At 68.4% G+C, this 18,629-nt stretch carries 22 protein-coding genes and 5 pseudogenes; 7 read left to right on the top strand and 20 right to left on the bottom strand.

Annotation, left to right across the window (positions count from 1 at the left end):
- Nucleotides 1-141: 141 nt before the first annotated feature.
- The 18 genes and pseudogenes from GNX96_RS51130 to GNX96_RS12120 all read right to left on the bottom strand — a co-directional run.
- Nucleotides 142-273, bottom strand: a pseudogene (locus tag GNX96_RS51130) (alpha/beta hydrolase); the annotation flags it as partial.
- Nucleotides 274-306: 33 nt separating this feature from the next.
- The gene (locus tag GNX96_RS12185) at nt 307-471 is read right to left on the bottom strand and encodes a hypothetical protein (RefSeq protein WP_163568164.1); all 165 of its coding nucleotides are present in this window, start codon (nt 469-471) and stop codon (nt 307-309) included.
- The gene (locus GNX96_RS12180) at nt 468-1,064 is read right to left on the bottom strand and encodes a S8 family serine peptidase (protein ID WP_163568163.1); all 597 of its coding nucleotides are present in this window, start codon (nt 1,062-1,064) and stop codon (nt 468-470) included. The genes GNX96_RS12185 and GNX96_RS12180 overlap by 4 nt, the downstream gene beginning before the upstream one ends.
- Before the next feature lie 50 nt (nt 1,065-1,114).
- Entirely contained in the window at nt 1,115-1,285 is a 171-nt protein-coding gene (locus GNX96_RS12175; protein ID WP_163568162.1) for a S8 family serine peptidase, read from the bottom strand.
- Between the two features lie 241 nt (nt 1,286-1,526).
- Entirely contained in the window at nt 1,527-2,357 is an 831-nt protein-coding gene (locus tag GNX96_RS12170) for an HAD family hydrolase (RefSeq protein ID WP_163568161.1), read from the bottom strand.
- Nucleotides 2,354-3,510 (bottom strand): annotated as a pseudogene (locus tag GNX96_RS12165) (cysteine protease StiP family protein). The gene GNX96_RS12170 and the pseudogene GNX96_RS12165 overlap by 4 nt, the downstream one beginning before the upstream one ends.
- A gap of 163 nt (nt 3,511-3,673) precedes the next feature.
- Nucleotides 3,674-3,799 (bottom strand): annotated as a pseudogene (locus GNX96_RS51125) (TRSP domain-containing protein); the annotation flags it as partial.
- Nucleotides 3,789-4,718, bottom strand: coding sequence for a phosphoribosyltransferase domain-containing protein (locus GNX96_RS12155; protein WP_163568160.1), 930 nt, complete (start codon nt 4,716-4,718; stop codon nt 3,789-3,791). The gene GNX96_RS12155 and the pseudogene GNX96_RS51125, both read right to left, overlap by 11 nt.
- Before the next feature lie 63 nt (nt 4,719-4,781).
- Complete coding sequence (locus GNX96_RS12150) at nt 4,782-5,948, bottom strand: HpcH/HpaI aldolase/citrate lyase family protein (RefSeq protein ID WP_163568159.1); 1,167 nt, start codon at nt 5,946-5,948, stop codon at nt 4,782-4,784.
- A gap of 198 nt (nt 5,949-6,146) precedes the next feature.
- The gene (locus GNX96_RS12145) at nt 6,147-6,371 is read right to left on the bottom strand and encodes a hypothetical protein (protein ID WP_163568158.1); all 225 of its coding nucleotides are present in this window, start codon (nt 6,369-6,371) and stop codon (nt 6,147-6,149) included.
- Between the two features lie 100 nt (nt 6,372-6,471).
- Nucleotides 6,472-6,894 (bottom strand): hypothetical protein, encoded by a 423-nt coding sequence (locus tag GNX96_RS12140; RefSeq protein ID WP_163568157.1) that lies wholly within the window; start codon nt 6,892-6,894, stop codon nt 6,472-6,474.
- A complete protein-coding gene (locus tag GNX96_RS12135; RefSeq protein ID WP_163568156.1) occupies nt 6,891-7,607 on the bottom strand; it encodes a hypothetical protein in 717 nt (238 codons plus the stop codon). Before GNX96_RS12135 ends, GNX96_RS12140 begins: the two co-directional genes overlap by 4 nt.
- Nucleotides 7,541-8,602 carry a hypothetical protein gene (locus GNX96_RS51120; protein ID WP_279580099.1) on the bottom strand — a complete coding sequence of 354 codons (1,062 nt, stop codon included), beginning with the start codon at nt 8,600-8,602 and terminating at the stop codon, nt 7,541-7,543. The genes GNX96_RS12135 and GNX96_RS51120 overlap by 67 nt, the downstream gene beginning before the upstream one ends.
- A 6-nt stretch (nt 8,603-8,608) precedes the next feature.
- The gene (locus GNX96_RS51115; RefSeq protein ID WP_279580115.1) at nt 8,609-9,274 is read right to left on the bottom strand and encodes an Hsp70 family protein; all 666 of its coding nucleotides are present in this window, start codon (nt 9,272-9,274) and stop codon (nt 8,609-8,611) included.
- A 110-nt stretch (nt 9,275-9,384) separates the two neighbouring features.
- Nucleotides 9,385-10,098, bottom strand: a pseudogene (locus GNX96_RS51110) (Hsp70 family protein); the annotation flags it as partial.
- Nucleotides 10,028-10,249: a hypothetical protein gene (locus tag GNX96_RS51105; protein WP_279580119.1), complete on the bottom strand. Its 222-nt coding sequence runs from the start codon at nt 10,247-10,249 to the stop codon at nt 10,028-10,030. The pseudogene GNX96_RS51110 and the gene GNX96_RS51105, both read right to left, overlap by 71 nt.
- Before the next feature lie 39 nt (nt 10,250-10,288).
- Complete coding sequence (gene grpE, locus GNX96_RS12125; protein ID WP_163568155.1) at nt 10,289-10,981, bottom strand: nucleotide exchange factor GrpE; 693 nt, start codon at nt 10,979-10,981, stop codon at nt 10,289-10,291.
- Entirely contained in the window at nt 10,978-11,583 is a 606-nt protein-coding gene (locus GNX96_RS12120; RefSeq protein WP_313885648.1) for a TerD family protein, read from the bottom strand. Before GNX96_RS12120 ends, grpE begins: the two co-directional genes overlap by 4 nt.
- Nucleotides 11,584-11,742: 159 nt before the next feature.
- Between GNX96_RS12120 and GNX96_RS12115 the strand changes: the two genes are divergently transcribed.
- Complete coding sequence (locus GNX96_RS12115; RefSeq protein ID WP_163568057.1) at nt 11,743-12,117, top strand: hypothetical protein; 375 nt, start codon at nt 11,743-11,745, stop codon at nt 12,115-12,117.
- 47 nt (nt 12,118-12,164) lie between these two features.
- Here GNX96_RS12115 and GNX96_RS12110 read toward each other — a convergent pair whose 3' ends face one another.
- Both GNX96_RS12110 and GNX96_RS12105 read right to left on the bottom strand, forming a co-directional pair.
- Nucleotides 12,165-13,307, bottom strand: coding sequence for a DUF475 domain-containing protein (locus GNX96_RS12110; RefSeq protein ID WP_163568154.1), 1,143 nt, complete (start codon nt 13,305-13,307; stop codon nt 12,165-12,167).
- A gap of 234 nt (nt 13,308-13,541) precedes the next feature.
- A pseudogene (locus GNX96_RS12105) lies at nt 13,542-14,122 on the bottom strand (TerD family protein).
- A gap of 673 nt (nt 14,123-14,795) precedes the next feature.
- On the opposite strand from GNX96_RS12105, the gene GNX96_RS51100 reads away from it, so the two are divergent.
- From GNX96_RS51100 to GNX96_RS51080, 6 genes are all read left to right on the top strand, one after another.
- Nucleotides 14,796-15,788 carry a hypothetical protein gene (locus tag GNX96_RS51100; RefSeq protein WP_279580098.1) on the top strand — a complete coding sequence of 331 codons (993 nt, stop codon included), beginning with the start codon at nt 14,796-14,798 and terminating at the stop codon, nt 15,786-15,788.
- A 167-nt stretch (nt 15,789-15,955) separates the two neighbouring features.
- Nucleotides 15,956-17,224, top strand: a complete 1,269-nt coding sequence (locus tag GNX96_RS12100; protein ID WP_279580113.1) for an AAA family ATPase — start codon at nt 15,956-15,958, stop codon at nt 17,222-17,224.
- A gap of 14 nt (nt 17,225-17,238) precedes the next feature.
- A complete protein-coding gene (locus GNX96_RS51095; RefSeq protein ID WP_279580097.1) occupies nt 17,239-17,739 on the top strand; it encodes a TerD family protein in 501 nt (166 codons plus the stop codon).
- Nucleotides 17,658-18,059 (top strand): hypothetical protein, encoded by a 402-nt coding sequence (locus tag GNX96_RS51090; RefSeq protein ID WP_390623984.1) that lies wholly within the window; start codon nt 17,658-17,660, stop codon nt 18,057-18,059. Before GNX96_RS51095 ends, GNX96_RS51090 begins: the two co-directional genes overlap by 82 nt.
- Nucleotides 18,047-18,466, top strand: a complete 420-nt coding sequence (locus GNX96_RS51085; RefSeq protein ID WP_279580095.1) for an AIM24 family protein — start codon at nt 18,047-18,049, stop codon at nt 18,464-18,466. The genes GNX96_RS51090 and GNX96_RS51085 overlap by 13 nt, the downstream gene beginning before the upstream one ends.
- Before the next feature lie 37 nt (nt 18,467-18,503).
- Nucleotides 18,504-18,629 (top strand): hypothetical protein, encoded by a 126-nt coding sequence (locus GNX96_RS51080; RefSeq protein ID WP_279580094.1) that lies wholly within the window; start codon nt 18,504-18,506, stop codon nt 18,627-18,629.

The raw sequence follows: 18,629 nt of genomic DNA, 5'->3' as shown, positions 1-18,629 counted from the left end.
GCGCCGAGTACTCCGAGACCGGCTCGTACGTGTCGGTGGCCGCGCCCCTTCTGAGGACAATCACCGGCCCGTCCGGCATCGGCGACGGCTTACGTGACCACCAACACCGGCGCAGCCGAAAACGATGTGTGGCACCCGCTAGCGCGCGCCGGGCGAGTAGCCCGAGTTCTGCGGGAAGCCGTGCAGGAGGACGACCGCTGGACCGTCGGCGGGGCCGTTCTGATGGATCGTGAAGGTCAGGTCGTTGATGGTGACTGTCGATCGCTCAGGCATGCCCGAAGTCTATAACGCTGTTATGCAACCGGCTCAAGACTTTGGGGCAGGTTTTGCCTTGGCCGAGGCCGCCACGGCCAACCGTCCCGGTCGCCAGCCGCGGGCCTGGCCCCGGGGCACGACATACGCGCAGACCAGCGCCAACAGTCCGATCAGCAGCGCGGCTCCGGCGACACCGAGGGCGATGGGTCGGGTCATCCCGTCACGGTCGTCGTCGGGTTGGTCGGGGTCGCGAGGGCTGCCGATTTCGGGGCCTGCGCCGAGCCGGTGGACAGGATCGCGTTGACGGCTTGGTACGGGTTGATGACCCCAGTGCCGAGCTCATCGTTGTGGCCGCTGTCAGCGCCATCGGCGGCGGTGGTGATGATGCGGTTGACGACCTGTTTCGCGGACAGCTTCGGGTAGTACGCGCGGACCAACGCGGCGAGGCCCGAGACGTACGGCGCGGCATAGCTGGTGCCACCGTTTTCGGCTGCGCCGGTGTTGGTGGTCACGTAGCCGTCGCCGCTGCCGGACGGGCCGGTGATGTCCTCGCCGGGCGCGGCCACCGACACGTACGAGCCGGTCTCGGAGTACTCGGCGCGCGTGCCGTCGCTCTTGACCGCGGCGACGGCGAGGACGCCCGGGTACGCGGCTGGATATTGCACCTGGTTGCCCTGCTGCTTCTGGTTTCCGGCGGCCGCCACGACCACCACGTCGTTCTGCTCCGCGAAGGCGACCGCCGCGCGCAGGCTCGGGTCGTCGTTGGTGGTGGTCAGCGACATGTTGATCACGTCCGCGTGAAGGCTCACCGCGGTCCGGATCGCGGTGGCGATCCGGCCTTCCAGGCCCTGCTGAAGGGTCAGGTTGTCCAGCGTTTGATGGAGATGATCGTCGCGTCCGGCGCCATTCCGACGAAACCGGTGCCGTTGACGCCGCCGCCGGCGATGGTGCCGGCGACCAGGGTGCCGTGGCCGAGGCAGTCGGTCAGCGCGCCGGAGCTGTCGCCCTGGATGAGGTCGCCGCCGGCCACCACCCCCGCCGCGCAGCTGCGGATGGTTCGCGTTGACGCCGGAATCGATGACGGCGACCTTGATGCCCAGGCCGCGGGTTTGTGGCCAGACCGCGCGGGGGTTGAGCCGTTGCACGGCCGGCGGCACCGCTGGATACGGGTTGCCGGTGGAGACGCAGGCTGCGGCAGCGGGGGTGGCCGGCAGGAAACAGCAGCCGGCCGTGAGCAGGCCGACCAGCGCCCCCCCGTGAAACGTCTCACGTCAGAGAGCGTAGCCCAGGCCTGCGCTGCTGACCCGGTGGTCGGCCGCGGCCAGCAACCACTCGACCACCGCTTCTTCGCCGCCGGCGATGCCGCGCTCGGTCAGGGCTTGTACGCGCGGGGCCGACCAGTTCGAGTCGGCGAGCTCGCCGTGGCCGGGGCGTACGGCCGCGTCGGCGGCGGCGAGCAGCTCGGCGTCCAGCAGCGAGTCGCCGGCCGCCAACACGGTGTCCGCCTCCATGCGCCCGGCCACCTCGGCGACCGCTCCGCTTTTGGTGAGGTCGCGCGGAACCGCGTAAACTTTGCGGCCCTGCACCGAAACTTCCCAGCCGCGCGGGTCGCACCAGCCGATCATTTCATCCACATAGGACGATGGCATGGCGGTCCGATCGACGACCAGATAGCAGAACAGGTCTTCGGCTTCGCGATGTTTGAGTGTCCATTGTGGATCGGCGGTTTTCGCCAGCCACTCGGACACTTCGGCGAGGTCCGCCGAACCAGCCGCGAGCCGCTGTCGTACGGCCCGGTGCCAGCGCGGGTCCGGCACCCCGTTGACCAGAAGGTGGCCGCCGTTGGCGCAGATCGCATACCGGCGCGGTGGGATGGGCAGGTTGATCCGCTTGTACTGCTCTCGGGTACGAGTGGTGACCGGCACGAATTCGGTCCGCTCCACCAGTGCGGCCAACCCGGCGGCAGCCTTCTCGGACAGGTACGACAGGGGTGCGTCCTGGTAGGTTTCGACGCACAGCAAGCCATCCAGCGCGTCGACTTCGGCGGCGTCGCGCGAATAAATCAGCGTACGGTCCAGGTCGCTGGCCACCAGGACGGTCATGCCGTCGCACCCACCGCGGTGCCGCTGCCGCCGGTCGCGCCGCGGGTGAACTGTGGGTGGATCAGGCCCACGCAGGTGTAGGGCAGGTCGTCCACTTCCACGACCTGCACTCCGCGTTGCGCGGCCAGCAGGCGTACGTGCGCGAGGTCGTCGCCGGCACCGCGGCGGGCCAGAATCCGCCAGGGCACCCGGCGTAACAGAACCCGGGTGGTCTCGCCGACACCGGGTTTCACCAGCGTCGTCTCGCCGATGCCGAATTCGGCCGAGATCGCCTCCACGGCTGCCCAGCCGGCCCAGGTCGGGCTGCGGTCCGATGTGGACAGTGCAGGCAGGTCAGCGGCGACTTGTTCAGCCACAGCGGGAAATTCGGCGGAGATGGCGTCGAGGAAATCTCCGGAGACATCGGCCGGCATGAGCTGCGAATAGAACTTGGCGCCATGAAAGTCGTTCGGGCCGATCAGGTCGCGGTTGAGGACCGTACGCGAGACCAGCCCGGAAACCGTGGAATTCAGGCAGGCGGACGGGATCAAATAGTCCTCGCGCGTACCGAAAAGGTCCACGCAGGTGCCCGGATCGGCCAGTACGGCCAGTTTTTCGGAGAACACCGGCCCGCCCGCGTCGGCCAGCGTTCGTACGGCCGCGGCCAACTCGCGGGTGATCGCGCCCCCTTCCCGGTCCAGCCGTCGACGAACATCACCGAGGCCGGGTCGTAGTTCTCGGCGAGCCAGCGCAGTGCCACGGTGTCGATGCCACGGCCACGCACGATGCTGATCGGTGGGTGTGGCAAGGAAAGTCCGTGCGCGTACGCGGCCCAGCGACGCATCAGGATGCCGATCGGCGTGCCGGCGCGGGCGAGCGAGACCAGCACCGGTCGCGGTTTCTCGCTGAGCACCAGTTCGGTGACCAGCCCGACCGCGTGTGCGACCCGGCCGGCCGAAACCGCCAGGGCCTGCCGGAAAAGTTCCTGGTATTGCGCGCTCGGCTGGTATTCCACCGGCAGCGACTCGGCGTAATGCGCGCCGCCGCTTTGAATGGCCTCTTCGCGTTCCTCGGTCGGCGCTTCCAGGTCCACAGTGGACAGATCGGTGAGCAGCCAGGTCACTTCTTCGGCCGAGTACGACGAAAACGCCGGTCCGGCCAGCGGTGCGGGCAGTGCGCTCATGCCGGCACCACGACCAGCAGGACTTTCGAGGCCACTGAACAAAGGTGGGACAGCAGATCCGGCAGCGCCGGAGTGTCGGCGGGCTCGTCGACGACCAGCACACGATCGCGTCCCCGCCGGAGTCGGCCACGTTGTACGCGAATCGGGGGCCGGGCCCGTCGGCCGGATCGTCGTGAGCCGGGAAACTCAGCCGGGTCCGGATCGCGTAGCCGGGATCGTCGACCGCCAGCACCGGCGAGCGGGTGGTGGTGGAATAGCGGACCGAGAAATCAGCGGTCAGCGCCGAGGCGATCAGCAGCGCGCGCGTACATCAGCTCCTCGAATCCCAGCACCAGCACCGATTCGGCGCCGGTGAGCCGAGCCGTGATTGTCGTGGAAACGTCAGCGCACGCAGCGGCCAGCGCAGCGGTGCCGGCCGCATCGACGCCGTGTCGTGCACCGACAGCGACGCCACTGGGCCAGCGAACGGCGATTCTTTCAGCGGTGGTACGAGGTGCGACCACTGACGGCGGCTGGTCATCTAGCTCGGCCACCAGTTTTTGGCCTGCGGTCAGGATATCGGCTGGCAACTCGACTGTCCCGGCGGCGAGCGACACGGCTCCGATCGACACTCCCAGCTCGGCGGCGGTGGTGTCGGCCAGCGCGAGGCTCGCGGGCGATCGCATGTCCACCAGGCTCGCCAGCAGATATGCCCGATGCGGGGCCAGTCGGTGCAGCTCCGCGATGGTGCCCAGCGCGGTCGCGCCGGTGGACAGCTCGTCGTCGGCGAGCACGACCACGGTGTCCGGATCCGCGAGCGCGGCCAGCACCGGCGCCGAGGTGGGCAGCAGAAGGTGGTCGGTGGCGTGCGAATGTGCCTCCGCGAAGCCGCCATAAGGACGTACGCCAGCGATCGGGCGACGGGTGGAGTGCAGGTACGGCGTGCCCGCCGCCTCGGCCACACAGTGCCCCAGCGCGGTCGCGGTCTCCGCGTTACCGATCACCACCGCCGGCCGGCCAGCCAGCTCAACGGCCACCTGACGGCCCAGCAGCAGGCCAGCGCCATGCACGTGCCGTGGATCGGTGGGCACGTGCTTGCCGAGCACGGTGGAGACCAGCAGGTGGGCCCGCTTGGGGTTGCGCCGGACCGCCAGCCCGAGCAGCCGGTCCAACGGGATCCCGGCGGTGCTGCGCAGCCGTACGCCCAACCGGTCGCCCACCCAACCCCCGGTCCACACCGGCGCCGGGGGTAGGAGCAGCGAAGAAGCCAATTCCGTCATCAATCAGGACGCTACCGGAGAGAGCACCGCCCCGAGGACATCTACCCAGGAAACATCCGGGTTCGTGACCCCGAACACCCGGGCACGAGTGAGCGTACGATCCGCCCAGGCCCGGTGCGGGTTGGCTTCGTTCATCTTGTTGGCGTATTCGCTGGCTCGTACGCCGCCGCCGAGGGTGGCCAAAATGTCCTGCGCGTCCACATACTCTTCGTGAGTGACCACGCTCAGAGCGTGCACGGCGGCCACGTGGCTGGGGTGGATGACCGTTTTTCCCACCAGACCATTGGCTTTGTCCAGTTCGATCTCGTGCAGGAGGCCTTCCAAATCGCGGTCGATTATCTGCTTGTAGACCCGCTTGCTGCGTTTGGCCTCGAATGCTTCCTCCGGCAGCCGCTGGTCGAACATCGCGTTGCTGGGGTCGAAATACTCCCAGACCGGACCGGTGACGACATAGCCGGTGCCGTCCGCGCGGCCGAGCACGTTCACCACGTCGGCGATCGCGTCGGCGACCAGCCGGATGTCGTAGATCGGCATTCCGCGCGGCCGGCGAAGGCCGTACGCCGAGCACAGGTCGGTGGCGCCAATGCGAATGGCGAGCACGTTTTCCCGGTGTTCGTCCAACATTCGGGAGATCCGCGCGAGGCTGTCCACCCGGGTCTCCCGGTGGATGATGTCCGGCGATTCCAGCACCGGCATGCCGAGCAGTCGATGCCCGGAATTCGCCGAGGCCTTGGCCAGCGCCTCCAGGAATTCGGCGCCCAGATCGCCGGTGAATTTCGGTAGCACGAATCCGGTCAGTACGTCCACCGCGTCGCCGAGGCGTTTGGTGAGGTCGACGATTTGTTCAGGCATACGAACACGAACGAACAGCAGCGGGCCTTCTTCGGTGGAATTCCGATATGCCTGGAGTTGTTCGATCGCGTTGTATTCGGCGGCCGGCACCTCGTCCTGGGAGATCGCGTCCTCCAGGCAGATCACCATGCTGGCGACTCCGCGAGAGGCCTGTTTGCGGATGTCCTCGGTCAGTCGCGGGCGGGTGGCCGGCGCGTACAAAGTGGCGCCGAGCGCGACCGCGAGCACCGATCGCTCGCTGTCGCGGTGAAATGGCACCGGCTCGCGGTGAAACAGCGCCGAGCGTTCGGATTCGGTCAACAAGGCAAAGTGACGCACGGCGGCACCTCCATCGGATCAGGCATAGGTTGTCAGCAAAGGCTTGTGGCTGCTCAAGAGTAGAACGACAAGTCCAGCCGGTATCTGCGGATGTGCTTATAACAAGGCGAAACACGTTCGTAACAGAAGAGCCTCTGCTGAGTTTGTCAGAGTATGACGGGCCTTTGGCCGAACGTCTACCCGCCCTTTAAGAGTGCCCTATCGGGCTGGGCGCATGACCAGCGTGGTGGCCACGCTCGCCGGCACCGGTCTTCCGGCCGGAGTCAGCCGAACGGTTGGATAAACCGCGATGAACAGTGGACGGCCGTCGGTCGGCGCCGGAATGGCCAGGCCGCCGGAAATTTCCAGTTTGGTGTTGGTGATGTTCTCTCGCCGACCGCGGCCGGATCGTCGGCATTCTCCGGAAACTGGTCCCGGCGCCACCGTACGGCCGCCTCTGTGACGCCCGGCGGCATGGTGAACGAGATAACCACTCGGGTGCCCTCGTCGCGTCCTTTTAGCGCACTAATGGGCGGGGCCGCGATCACTGTCCGTGCCGTGCCGGCGACAGCGAGATCGCGAGATCGCCGACCACGGTGACCGGCGTGTAGACCATCCGGCCGCTCGCGGCTCGGTCGATGATCCGCCGGGTGCCGGTGCCGACCAGTCGGGACCGCTGCCCGAGCGCGATCACGTCGACATCGGCGCCGGCCGTGGCGACCGGGGTCGCGGACGGCCCGGTGGTCGCGTAGATCTGCACCTGGCCGGCCCGCGGGGAGTCGAAACTCAGTCGGATGCTGCCGTCCGACTGTGGGCTGAACCACAGCTCCGGGACCGGCACCGGCAGGTCGGCGACGGTGACCTCGACCGTACGGCCGGGGGTGCTGATCGGTTGCCCGGCGCCCTGGTAGGTCACCCGGGCGCGGTAGGCGACCTGCTCGCCGGGGCGTACGGACGTGTCCGTCACGACCCCGTCGGCGCTGGTGCGCAGCGGCTGGGGGGGTCGGCGCCGGGAACCACCCCCGCTCGACGGCGACCCGGCCGGCGCCGCCCGGGTCGCGGAAGCTGATCCGGATCGCTGGCGCGCCGCCGCCGACCCGTACGGTGTGCGCCGCGAGCGCCTCGACCTCGCGGGCCAGCAGCACCTCGTCGGACTGCGCGGGCGCACTGGACCGGTCGCCGGCCACCGCGGTCACCTGGTAGCGCAGCGCAGAGGCCACCGGGCGCACCGGCGTCCTCGAAGTTCGTCGACGCCGTACGGCCGAGGCCGCGGCTCGCCTCGTGGCCGGCGGCGGTGATCTGCCGGGACAGCCGGTACGAGATCTCGCCGGTGGACGCGGACGGGTGCCACCGCAGCCGTACGGCATCGTTGTCGGCCTGGGCGCTGACGGCGGTCGGCGGCGCGAGCGGCAGCCGGGCCAACGCGTCTCGGACGATCCGGGCGTCCGGCGCGGTGCTCAGCAGCGCGGTCAGCTCGCGTTCGGCGTCCGGCGCGCTCAGTTCCAGGGCCTCGCGGATGGCCGCGAAGGTCTTGCGGTACGCGGCGAGGGAGGTGCCGCAGTGGCCGCAGCGCAATGCCGCGGCGGGCTGCTGCGTGCCACATGACGGGCAGGTCAGGTGCAGCGCGGTGCCGCAGTAGCGGCAGTTCGGGCCGGTCTCGGTCTGCGGCCGCTCACACACACAGGCCGCAGACGATGATGTCGCGCGGTGGTGACCGGCACCGAGATGGCCGCGCCGGCCTGCGTCGCGACCTGCCGGATGATCTCCCGGGCGTCGGTGACCGACAGCCCCCAGTCGTTGCCGACCAGCGCGGTGACCAGCGTCTGGTGGTCCTCGGCGGAGATCTCGCCGGTCACCACCGCGAGCATCTCGATCTCGGGACGGATCAGGTCGCGGGCGTCGGCGCGCAGGCTCGCCGCGTACCGGCGCGGGCCGTCCTCGGTCAGCAGCCGGGTCTTGACGGTCGCCAGCAGGTCGCCGAGCAGGGTCTTGCGGCGGTCCCGCCGGGCGCCCGCGTTGATCTGGGTCAGCTCGTCGGTGGCCTGCCGGACCTTCGCCGGGCTCGCGTCATGATCCAGGCTGAGCAGCGAATAGAGGGTCGGGAAGCCGGGCCGGTGATGCTCCAGGGTGGCCAGTTCGTCCAGGCCGCGGCGGATCTGCTGGCGTACGGCGTCGTCCCAGGGCGCCGCCTCGGCGTCGTCGATGACCTGGTGGTGGCGGCCGGTCCACGCGGTGAAGGTGGCGGCGTCCACGTCGTGGTGTTCGGCGATCCGGCGCAGGGTGTCCATCTTGGACTCGGGGAGGCCGCCGCGGTCCCGGGTGAGGCGGGTGGCGAGGTCGTCCAACACGGCCAGGCCGTCCGCCTGGGCGGTCTCGTGGGCGATTCGTACGCGTTGCGCGGCGGCCTTGCGGGCGCCGCTGTTGAGCAGGATCGACTGGTACTCGGCCCGCCGGCCCACTAGCTGCGCGGCGAGCCCCCGATAGCGCGGGTGGTTGCGCTCCTTGTTCCAGAACGCGACGACCTCGTCGAGCTGTTTCGCCGCGGTCGCGTCGTCGGCGTCCGGGTCGACCGCGCAGACCAGGAACGGATCGCCGGTCTGCGGATCCGCGAGGCCTGGCTCGACCAGCAGCCGAGCCAGGACGCTCTTGCGGTACGCGTTGGTGTCGAGGGCCAACGTCGCCTACGCCTTGGGTTTGAGGAGGTCGACCTTGGGCGTTCGGCCTGCCGGACCTCGTCGCTGGCCATCCCGGCCTCCACCCGCAGCACCCAGCGGCTGGCTGAGCGCCGAGTGCCGGGCGGTGACCTCGATGGTCTGGTCGCGGGCCATCGAGAAGCGTACGTCCACCGGGCTGCCCTTGGGCTGGCCGGACGGGATGCCCATCAGCCGGCCCTCGACGATCTTCTTGTTGTCGCCCAGCCGCTCGCTCTCGTCCGCGGTGGCCTGCTCGTACACCTCGACCAGCACCTCGGTCTGGTTGTCGGCGACGGTGAAGAACCGCTGCTCGCTCTCGACCGGAAGGGTGTCGTTGGCGTGCGCGAGGAACTCGACATAGAGCTGGCCGCTGGAGTCGGCCAGCGAAAGGCCGAACCCGCGGCTGGTGACGTTTGAGACCTCGGTGTCGACCAGCTGGGCGGCGGCCGTCGCGGACAGGCCGTATTTGGCGGCCGCGTCGCGTACGGCAACGTCCTTGTCGACGCCGGTGGCCGACTCCACGTACGCCTCCAGCTCCTTCTTCTGACCGTAGATCGCGGCGCCCTTGGCGACCGCGAGGTCCGGGTCGGCGAGCTGCGGGTTGAAGCCGAACTCCTCCTGCAGGCGCCGTGCCACCGCCGGTGACTTGGACATGCCACCGACCAGCAGCACCTTGTCGATCGTCGGCGCGCCCCGCGCTCGGCCGCGGTGGCCAGCACCCGCCGGGTCAGCTCCAAAGTCCGTTCCAGCAGGCTGGAGGTCAGTTCCTCGTACGCCTGCCGGGTCACCGTGATCGACGCGCGGCCGCCGTTGTGGATGACGAAGGCGTCGACCTGCTCGCGGCCGGTCAGCGACTGCTTGGTCTCCTCGGCCATCGTCAGCAGGTCCTGCGCGCCGTAACTGTCGTCCAGCGGGTCGCCGGCCTCCGGCTGCTCCGCGACGAACTGGGCCGACAGGTACGTGGTGAGCTGGTCATCCCAGTCGGCGCCACCCAGCTCGTGGTCGCCGTCGGTGGCGACCACCTGGATCTTCTTCGTCGCGAGCTTGATAACCGTCACGTCGAAGGTGCCGCCGCCGAGGTCGTAGACCAGCACGGTCTCCTCGGCGATGTCACCGGTCTGCGCGAAGCCGTACGCGAATGCCGCCGCGGTCGGCTCGTTGATGATGTCGACCACGTTCAGACCGGCCAGCTCGCCGGCCAGCTTGGTGGATTTTCGCTCCGCGTCGCCGAAATACGCCGGTACGGTGATCACCACATCGGTGACCGTCTGGCCGGTGGCGCGCTCGGCGTCAGTGGTCAGCGCGCGCAGGATCAGCGACGAGATGGCCGGCGCCGAGTAGTCCTGGCCGTGCACGCGTACCCGCCAGTCGTCGTCTCCCATATGCCGCTTGACCAGGCTGACGACGTCATCGGGGCGTACCCGCGCGTTCCGCTTCGCCTGGATGCCGACCACGATGTCGGTCGGCGAGTCGAACATCACCACCGAGGGCGTCGCCGGCTGACTGTCGGCGTTCGGGGATGACCGCCGGCCGGCCGTACTCGTCGACCTGGGCGATGCAGGAGTACGTCGTACCCAGGTCGATGCCGTACACCTTGTTAGCCGCGGGGCCGGTGCCAGGGGTGGTCACGGTGGTGCCTCCATCAGACGGAAACGGTGCTAACCGCTGTTACGAATTGTCGGCCCACTCGGTTCCCGGGTCCGCCGTGACGCTGGTCGCGGCGGCGGGATCGTAGAGCGCGACCTCGACCTCGGCGACCCGCACGGTGCTGCCGTCGTCCCGGCCGAAACCGAGCCGGACGGTGCGTACGACAGTGCCGTCGGCCGCCTTGTCCGCGGTCCTGACCCGGCCGACTCCCAGCTGTCTCACGGAGTCAAACGGCTCACCGGGCTGCGGCTGGTACGAACGAACCCCCGCCGAGGTGTCCAGGATCTGCAGCAGTTGTGTGCGCAGAAGGGCAGCGTCGCTGGTCTTGTCGTCCCCGGCCAGCTGCAGCATCTGGTCGTGCAGCCGGAGCAGCCCGGCCAGCAGCGGCGCGAGCGCCTTGGCCAGCTCGCCCTCGCGCAGTTTGGTGTTCTCCGAGTGCAGCTTGTCGAGCAGGTCGGCGTCCCGGGTCCGCAGCCGGCGCAGCTCCTCCAGGGCGTCGGGCAGCCCGGTGACCTCGTTGCGCAGCGCTGTCAGGTCGGTCCCGAGCATCACCATCTCGGTCTTCAGATCCGTCTTCAGATCGTCGACCGCGGCCCGTACCTCATCGGCCCCGACAGGCTGCGCGGCCGCCTCTTCAGGCTCGACCGCGGGGTCGGCTGGCGCGTCCGCGTCAGCCGGTTCCGTCGGTTCGGAGAATTCGTCGTCCTCGGTCATTTGCGACCCGGAGTCCAGTTCAGGCCCCAGCCGTACGTCTGATCCAGGATCCGCTGGGCCCCGCGCACGTACCGCACTTCGCGGTTGATCACGATCTCGCCGTTCTGGTTGGTGAGCAACGCGATCGCGCACATCGGCGCGCGTGGGTCGTGCTCGTCCAGCCGTACCTCGATCTGCGGCCCGCTCTGCGGGAAGATCGTCGCGACGCCGTTGGCGGCCGCCCAGTTCGGGGTGCCTTCGTAGATGTAGGCGAAGATCAGGATCCGCCGGATCAGGTTGGCCCGGGACAGGTCGATGAACATGTTCTCGCCGCCCTGGCTGCTGCCGGAGCGGTCATCGCCGTCGAGCCGGATCAGCGGCGCCCCGCCGGACAGCGGGATGGCCTCGAACGCGTTGCCCAGGGCCTGCACCACCCCCCCCTTGTCGCCGTCGGTGAACTCGAACATGCAACCGAGGTCGAGGTCGATGTCACCGCCACCGGACAGCCGCTTGAAGAAGCCACCGCCCTGGCGTTGTGCCCAGTTCAGGTTGACCCGGATCATCCCGCCGCTGCTGCCCTGCTTGGTCAGCGAGACCGCCGGCGCCTGCTTGGTCAGAGTCACCTTGGACAGGTTCACGCCCGGTTGGGCCTGCGGCTGCGCGGCCGGCGGCTGGTTTTTTGTGGCGCGCCTTGCGGCGGGTACTGCTGCTGGCCAGCCGGCGGATACTGCTGCCCTTGCGGGGCTGCTGCGGCGGATACTGCTGGCCCTGCGGCGGCTGCGGTGGGTACGCCGGCGGCGGCGGCGGTGGGTATTGCTGGCCCGGTGGGGGCTGGGGTGGGTACGCCGGCGGCGGTTGCGGCGGATAGCCGCCCTGCGGTGGATATCCCGGCGGGGTCGGCGGTGGATATGCCGGCGGCGGGGATGGTGGTGGGTACGACGGCTGGCCGCCCACCGGCGGGGCCGTGGGAGGAGCGGCCGGCGGCGCCTGGGGTGGTGGAGCCTGCGGCGGCGGGGCCTGTGGTGGTGGGGCCTGCGGAGGTGGCGCCTGCGGTGGTGGTGCGGCCGCGGGTGGCGGGGTCGCTGGCGGCGGCGCGGCGGCGGCTGACCGCCCTGCGGACGTTTGGGTGGTCGGTTGTAGTCAATGGGCATTACTGAGCATTCCTCCTCAGGCAGTCGTGAGAGTCGTACGAGGTGACCGGCTCTCAGACCTTCACAGTCTCCTGCTCACCGGAGCCGGCGCCTTCGACGGCCGCCTCACGGCGGTTGCGTACCAGCGACGAGATGAACGCGGCGGCGATGAACGCGACGCCGATCAGGCCGGTGACGACCTCCGGCACCTCGAACCTGATGGTGACCATCAGGATGATCGACAGCGCGCCGATCGCCCACATCGCGCCGTGCTCCAGGAAAACGTACTCGTTCAGGGTGCCCTTGCGGACCAGGTAGACGGTCAGGGACCGGATGTACATCGCGCCGACGCCGAGGCCGATGGCGATGATGAAGATGTCCGAGGTGATGGCGAAGGCGCCGATCACGCCGTCGAACGAGAACGACGCGTCCAGGACTTCCAGGTAGAGGAACAGGAAGAAAGCCGCTTTGCCGACAGCCTTGACGGTGCCGGACGGCCCACTCTTGGCAGCCGCGCCTTCCGCTTCCTCGTGTGCCTCGTCCGCGGAGGTTTCGAACAGCTCCCCGAGGCCGTTGACCAGCAAGTACGAGACGATGCCCAGCGAACCTGCGATCAGCACGACGGTCGGGTTGTTGTGTGCTTGCGTACCGGTCAGCGTCTCGGCCGCGATCAGCAGCACGATCAGCGCGATGACCACGTTGAGCTGGTCCAGCTTGCCGATCTTCGCGAGCGGCCGCTCCAGCCAGGTGAGCCAGCTGATCTCGTTGTCCTCCAGCACGAAGGCCAGGAAGATCATGAACAGGAACATGCCGCCAAAGGCCGCGATCGCCGGGTGCGCCTCATGCAGGTGCTGGGCGTAGCTGCCCGGTCCAGTGCCGCCCTGCAGGGCCAGCTGGATGACCTCGACCGGGTTCAGCGGCGCGGTGATCGACACGATGATCAACGGGAAGATCAGCCGCATGCCGAAGACCGCGATCAGGATGCCGACGGTCAGGAACATCTTCTGCCAGAACGGGCTCATCCGTTCCAGGATCGTCGCGTTGACGACGGCGTTGTCGAAGGAGAGCGAGATCTCCAGGATCGACAGGATCGCCACCAGCAGCAGTGACTGGAAGGCAATGCTGAGCGTGCCGCCCTCACGGAAGCCGAGTAAGAAGCCACCGACCAGGCCGACAGCGGTCAGCACGAAAGCCCATCGGAATGTCTTGAGGATCAACGGGTCCCCCTAGTTGATGCCAGCGCGACCGGTGCGGGTCAAGAGTTGACCAAGGTTTCGCCTTGTCCCGCCGGTCAATGGTCCGGCCAGCCTATCGGGCTGCGGCCAGCCCGGCCGGTCAGCCCGCTGGGCCCGCCGGAACGAGTGTTCCAGCAGGCCAAAGCCGTTGCCTGGAACGAGTCGAGCCCGGCCGCGTACCTGCGTGCGACCGGGCTCGTACGACGAAAGCGTTGGTTAGACGTTCACGCCGAAGTCGCGGGCGATGCCAGCGAGGCCGGAGGCATATCCCTGGCCGACCGCGCGGAACTTCCACTCGGCGCCGTTGCGGTAGAGCTCGCCGAAGTTCATCGCGGTCTCGGTCGACGCGTCCTCGGTGAGGTCGTAACGTGCCAGCTCCTGGCCGTTGGCGTCGTTGACCACCCGGATGTACGCGTTGCGGACCTGGCCGAACGACTGGGTGCGCTGCTCGGCGTCATAGATCGACACGGTGAACACGATCTTGTCGATGTCGGCCGGCACCGTGGCGACGCCCACCTTGATCGACTCGTCATCGCCCTCGCCCTCACCGGTGAGGTTGTCACCGGTGTGCTGGACGGAACCGTCCGGCGAGGTCAGGTTGTTGAAGAACACGAAGTGCTGGTCGGTGGGCACACCTTGCCGCCGGTGTTCAGCAGCAGTGCGCTGGCGTCGAGGTCGAAGTCGGCGCCGGTGGTCGTACGGGCATCCCATCCGAGCCCCACGGTGACCGCCGTCAGGGTGCCGCCGGCCTCCTTGGTCAGCGAAACGTTGCCACCCTTGGAGAGACTTACTCCCACTGGATTCCTCCCGATATGAATGGCGGCTGCGACCGGTGCCGTTCAGGGATCGGACGGCCGTCTTGCGCCGGACATGCTTGAGAACGTGCACGACTGTATCCATGGTTCCCAACTCCTCGCAGCTGGAAGTGTCCTCTCAGCTGCTTCTAAGGCTGGGTTCGGCGCTGGTGGTGGCGGTTTTGGCACCTCTCGGGCCTCGGGCGTCGCTTGTGTCACTTTCGTCACGTATGACGATAGGGGGGTGCGGCGCGAAATTGTCGTAGGTGTCTGTTTTTCTTTCCCCCTCCCTTTGAACGGGCGGGGGGTGGGTTGAGAGGTAGTCCTTAATTTTTAGTTGAACGTTGGTCCTCGAACCCGCCCCCCACCCGTTCACTGGGTGGGGGCAAATCTGCCGGAGGGGTACGACAGTTTCGCGCCGCACCCTGTGTAGAGCTGCGCAATCGGATTCCGATTGTGCAGCGGGTGGGTGGGGTGCCCTTCGGGTGGAGCCTCAAGGAAGAACGGGGTCGACGGGTGGGGTGCGGGGTTGGGTGAGGGTTCGTTTGCGAATGTCACAGTACGGTTCACAAACCGGGCAAAACTTCGCCATATCGCGACATTCGAGTGGGCGCGCGGGTCGCGGTGACGAGAGCCGCAGTGGTCTAGGTCCGTACAGGCTGCCCGGAGGGGCATCGTGGCCGAACGGATGGATGCTTCGGTGTGGCCTGGCTGCGCAGCCCTGGCACACTGCTGCCTAGAGCCCACGGCCACCGAGAGCCACACGGCTGCCGAGAGCCACCAGCCCACCCGAGCGGAGGAAGTCATCAGCGAGAGCGCTACCCGGTGGGTCGACGTGTCCGACCGGGATCCGGGCACCGGGATGCGGGAGGTCGCGGCGGCTACCGCGTTGCCGGGGTGGAGTTGGCTGGAGCGCACCCTCACCTCGGTACGCACCACGTGGCCCGAGTCCGCGGTCGCGCTGCGCTGGGACGGGGTCGCGCCCGGTGAGTCCGGCGTCGAGTATTCGGTCCGCCTGCACTCGTACCAGCCTGGACCCCGGGTGGCCCGGCAGGTCACCTTCACGGTGAATGTGCCGACCGTCCGCAAGGACGAGGTGCGTACGGTGCTGCCCGCCTGGCACCGCACCAGCCGCTCGGACCAGCCCGGGACCTCGACCTTCACTCGTACGAAGGACGACTCCGGCGCCGAGGCAACGGCCCGCGAGGTGGTGTCGCAGGTACGCCGGCTGGCCATCGACCTGCCTGGCCAGAAAGTCATCGTGGTGGCCGGGCCGGTGCCCGACCGGGCCGCCGCCGACCTCGCCAACCTGCTCGCCGACGCCTGCGGAGTGCCGCGGGACCAGCAGCCGACAGTCTCCGTCGACACCACACCGCTGCCGGGCCGCGTACGTGAGCCGTCCCGGGCGCCGGCCGATGCGCGGCTGGAGGAGATCCAGGGCCGGTTGGCCGCGATGGTGGGCGCCGAGCCGCTGAAGGAAGAGGTGCGCCGGCTGACCGCGGTCGCACGGGTGGAGAGTCGCCGCAAGGAGCCGGCATGCGCGCCTCTCGCGCGGCTCGGCACACCGTGCTTCTGGGCCCGTCCGGCACCGGTACGTCCAGTGGCGCGGGCATCCTCGCGGACCTGTACGGCGCGCTCGGACTCCTGCCGCAGGGCCAGCTCGCGGTGATCGACCCGGACTACATTTTCTCCGGCGGCCAGGCTGTCCAAAGCATCACCTCGGCCTTCGAGGCGGCCCGCGGCGGCACCCTGCTCATCGAGGACATCGACTCACTCGCCGCACCGGACATCGCGCACGAGGCGTTGGACCCGGTGATCGACACGCTCGCCCGCCTGATGGACTCCCAGGCCGAGGACACCGTGCTGATCCTGGCGGGTAAGCCCGGCGGTGGCGAGCGTTTGCTGGAGGCCTTCCCAGCACTGCGCACCCGGCTGGCCACGACCGTACGGCTGCCGTCGCTGACAGTCGACGAACAAGTGACGCTCTTCGAGCGGCTCGTCTCGACCGGCGAGTACAAGGTCGACGAGGGAGTCACCGAGCGTCTCCGTCAACACCTGAAGTCCGGTCCAGCCGAGCTCCGCGAGGGCGGCGCGCGGACGGTGAAGCGGTTGTACGAGGCGACGGTCGAGCGCCAGGCCCACCGGCTGGCCGAGGGTACGCTCACTGACCTGCGCAAACTCAGCCTGCTCACGGTCGAGGACCTGCCAGTCGCGGTGGCCGCAAAGGCCAGGACACCCGGATCGGACACGGCTCTGACCGATGCGCTGGGACGGCTTGACAGCCTGGTTGGGCTCAACGACGTGAAACGCGCGCTCCGCGACCTGGTGGACCTTGCCCGGGTGACCCGCATGCGGCAGTCCGCCGGCGGCTCCGCGCCCGGCCGCGGCCACCACCTGATTCTGGTCGGCAATCCCGGCACCGGGAAAACCACGGTCGCCGAACTGCTCGGCCAGATCTTCGCCGCGCTTGGGGTGCTGTCCAGGGGACATGTCCACACGGTCACCCGTCGCGACCTGGTGGCCGGCTACGTCGGGCACACCGCACAGCGCACCCGGGCCGCGGTCGAGGCCGCGCTCGGCGGAGTGCTGTTGTTCGTCGATGAGGCGTACGCACTGTCCACAGGGGACGGTCGCGACTTCGGTCCGGAGGCGGTCGCCGAGCTGATCGTGGCGATGGAGCGGCACCGCGACGACCTGGTCGTGGTGGCGGCCGGATATCCGGCGCCGATGGCCGAATTCCTGGACTCCAACCCGGGTTTGCGGTCGCGTTTCACCAAAACACTCACGTTTTCCGACATGTCGGCGGCCGAAGCGACCAAGGTGGCCGAGCTTTTCGCCGCTGAGGCCGGGCTCGAGCTGGCCGATGGTACGACCGAGGCGCTGGCCACCTTGTTCGGCCAGATCGCTGGCCGCGACGGCTGGGCCAGTGCGCGTACGGCCCGCACTGTGTACGAGGACGTTCTGGTACGGCAGGCCCGCCGGCTGGTCGGCGAGCTGGAGGTCGCCGAGCTGCTCGGAGAGAAGTTGACCGACGACCAGCAGAGCGCGCTGGCTCGGGTGATCACGCCCGACGACGTGCCGACGCCGCAGGAATGGTCCTCTTGATGAGGGGGAAATAGGTGGTTACCGAGTTCGTACGGGGGCAGAAGAGCCAGCTGTCCGCGCTCACCGACGGCACCGATCTCTACGTGGGCATTGTCCTTGAGGGATCGGGCAGTTGGGATATTTCTTGTTTCGGCTTGGACAAAGACGGGCAGCTGTCGGACGACAGCTATTTTGTCTTCTTCAACCAGCCGAAGTCGCCGGAGGGGTCCATCCAGAAACTGGGCCCGCAGTCCGGCGACACGGATTCCTTCCGGATCACGCTGAACCAGGTGCCGGACAAGATCGAGAAACTTTCCTTCTGCGCCGCCCTTGACGGTGCCGGCAGCGCTTCGCAGATCGCTCGCGGCTATCTGCGGCTGGTGGCTGGGGGCACCGAGGTCATGCGGTACGCCTTCAGTGGCAAGGATTTCACTGCCGAGCGCGCGCGTGTGAGATCGCCGATGTCTACCGCAAGGGTGTCTGGCGGGTTGCCGCGGTTGGGCAGGGCTTTGCCGGCGGTTTGGCTGAGCTGCTGAAGTCTTTCGGCGGCGAGGTGGCCGACGAGGAGCCAGCACCGACCCCGGGTTTCGCGGCACCGCCGGGACAACCGGCCGCCGCGCCGGGTTTTGCCCCGCCACCAGGCCAACCGGGCGCACCTCAGCAGGCCGCGGCCGTACAGCTGGGCGGCGGTCAACCGGCGGCCGGTGCGATCGCCGACCTGCCGAGCGGTTCGGTGCCGGACCTGCCGATCAACTCCCAGCCAACCCCCCCGGCGCGATGGTCAGCCTGGTCAAGTACAAAGAGCAGGCGACCACCGGCCGGTGGACCAAGCAGAGCTCCAAAATGGTCAAGGTGACGCTCGGCGCCGACGCGTACGCCAAACGCGGTTCGATGGTCGCGTACCAGGGAAACGTGGAGTTCGACTACAAGGGCTCCGGCGGCATGCGGCAGCAGTTCTTCGAGGCCAAGATGACCGGCCAGAAGCTGCAGCTGATGACCTGCAAGGGGCAGGGCGAGGTGTTCCTCGCCGAGGACGCCACCGACCTGCACATCGTCGAGCTCAACGGGCAGTCGTTGTGTATCAACGCGAACAACGTGCTGGCCTTTGACACCACGCTGAAAACCGAGATCCAGCGGATCGAGTCGGCTGGCATTCCCGGTGGGGTGATGTTCCACTTACTGGTCAGCGGCCAGGGCACCATCGTGGTGATGACGCACGGTACGCCGGTCACGCTGCCGGGTCGCCGGCCCGACTTTCGCTGACGTCAACGCGGTTGTCGCGTGGACGGCCGGGATGCGGGTGAGTGTTTCCAGCCAGGTACGCATTCAGCGCAATATCTACGCCGGGGTGTCCGGCGAGGCCGCGGCCCTGCAGTTCATGGGCATGCAAGGACATTTCATCGTCGTGCAGCCGTTCGAGGTCTAG

It is taken from the genome of Fodinicola feengrottensis (assembly GCF_010993775.1).
GTDB classification, from domain to species: Bacteria; Actinomycetota; Actinomycetes; order Mycobacteriales; family HKI-0501; genus Fodinicola; species Fodinicola feengrottensis.
The sequence above is the reverse complement of the archived record's forward strand: the minus strand, read 5'-3'. Positions and strand labels throughout refer to the sequence as shown.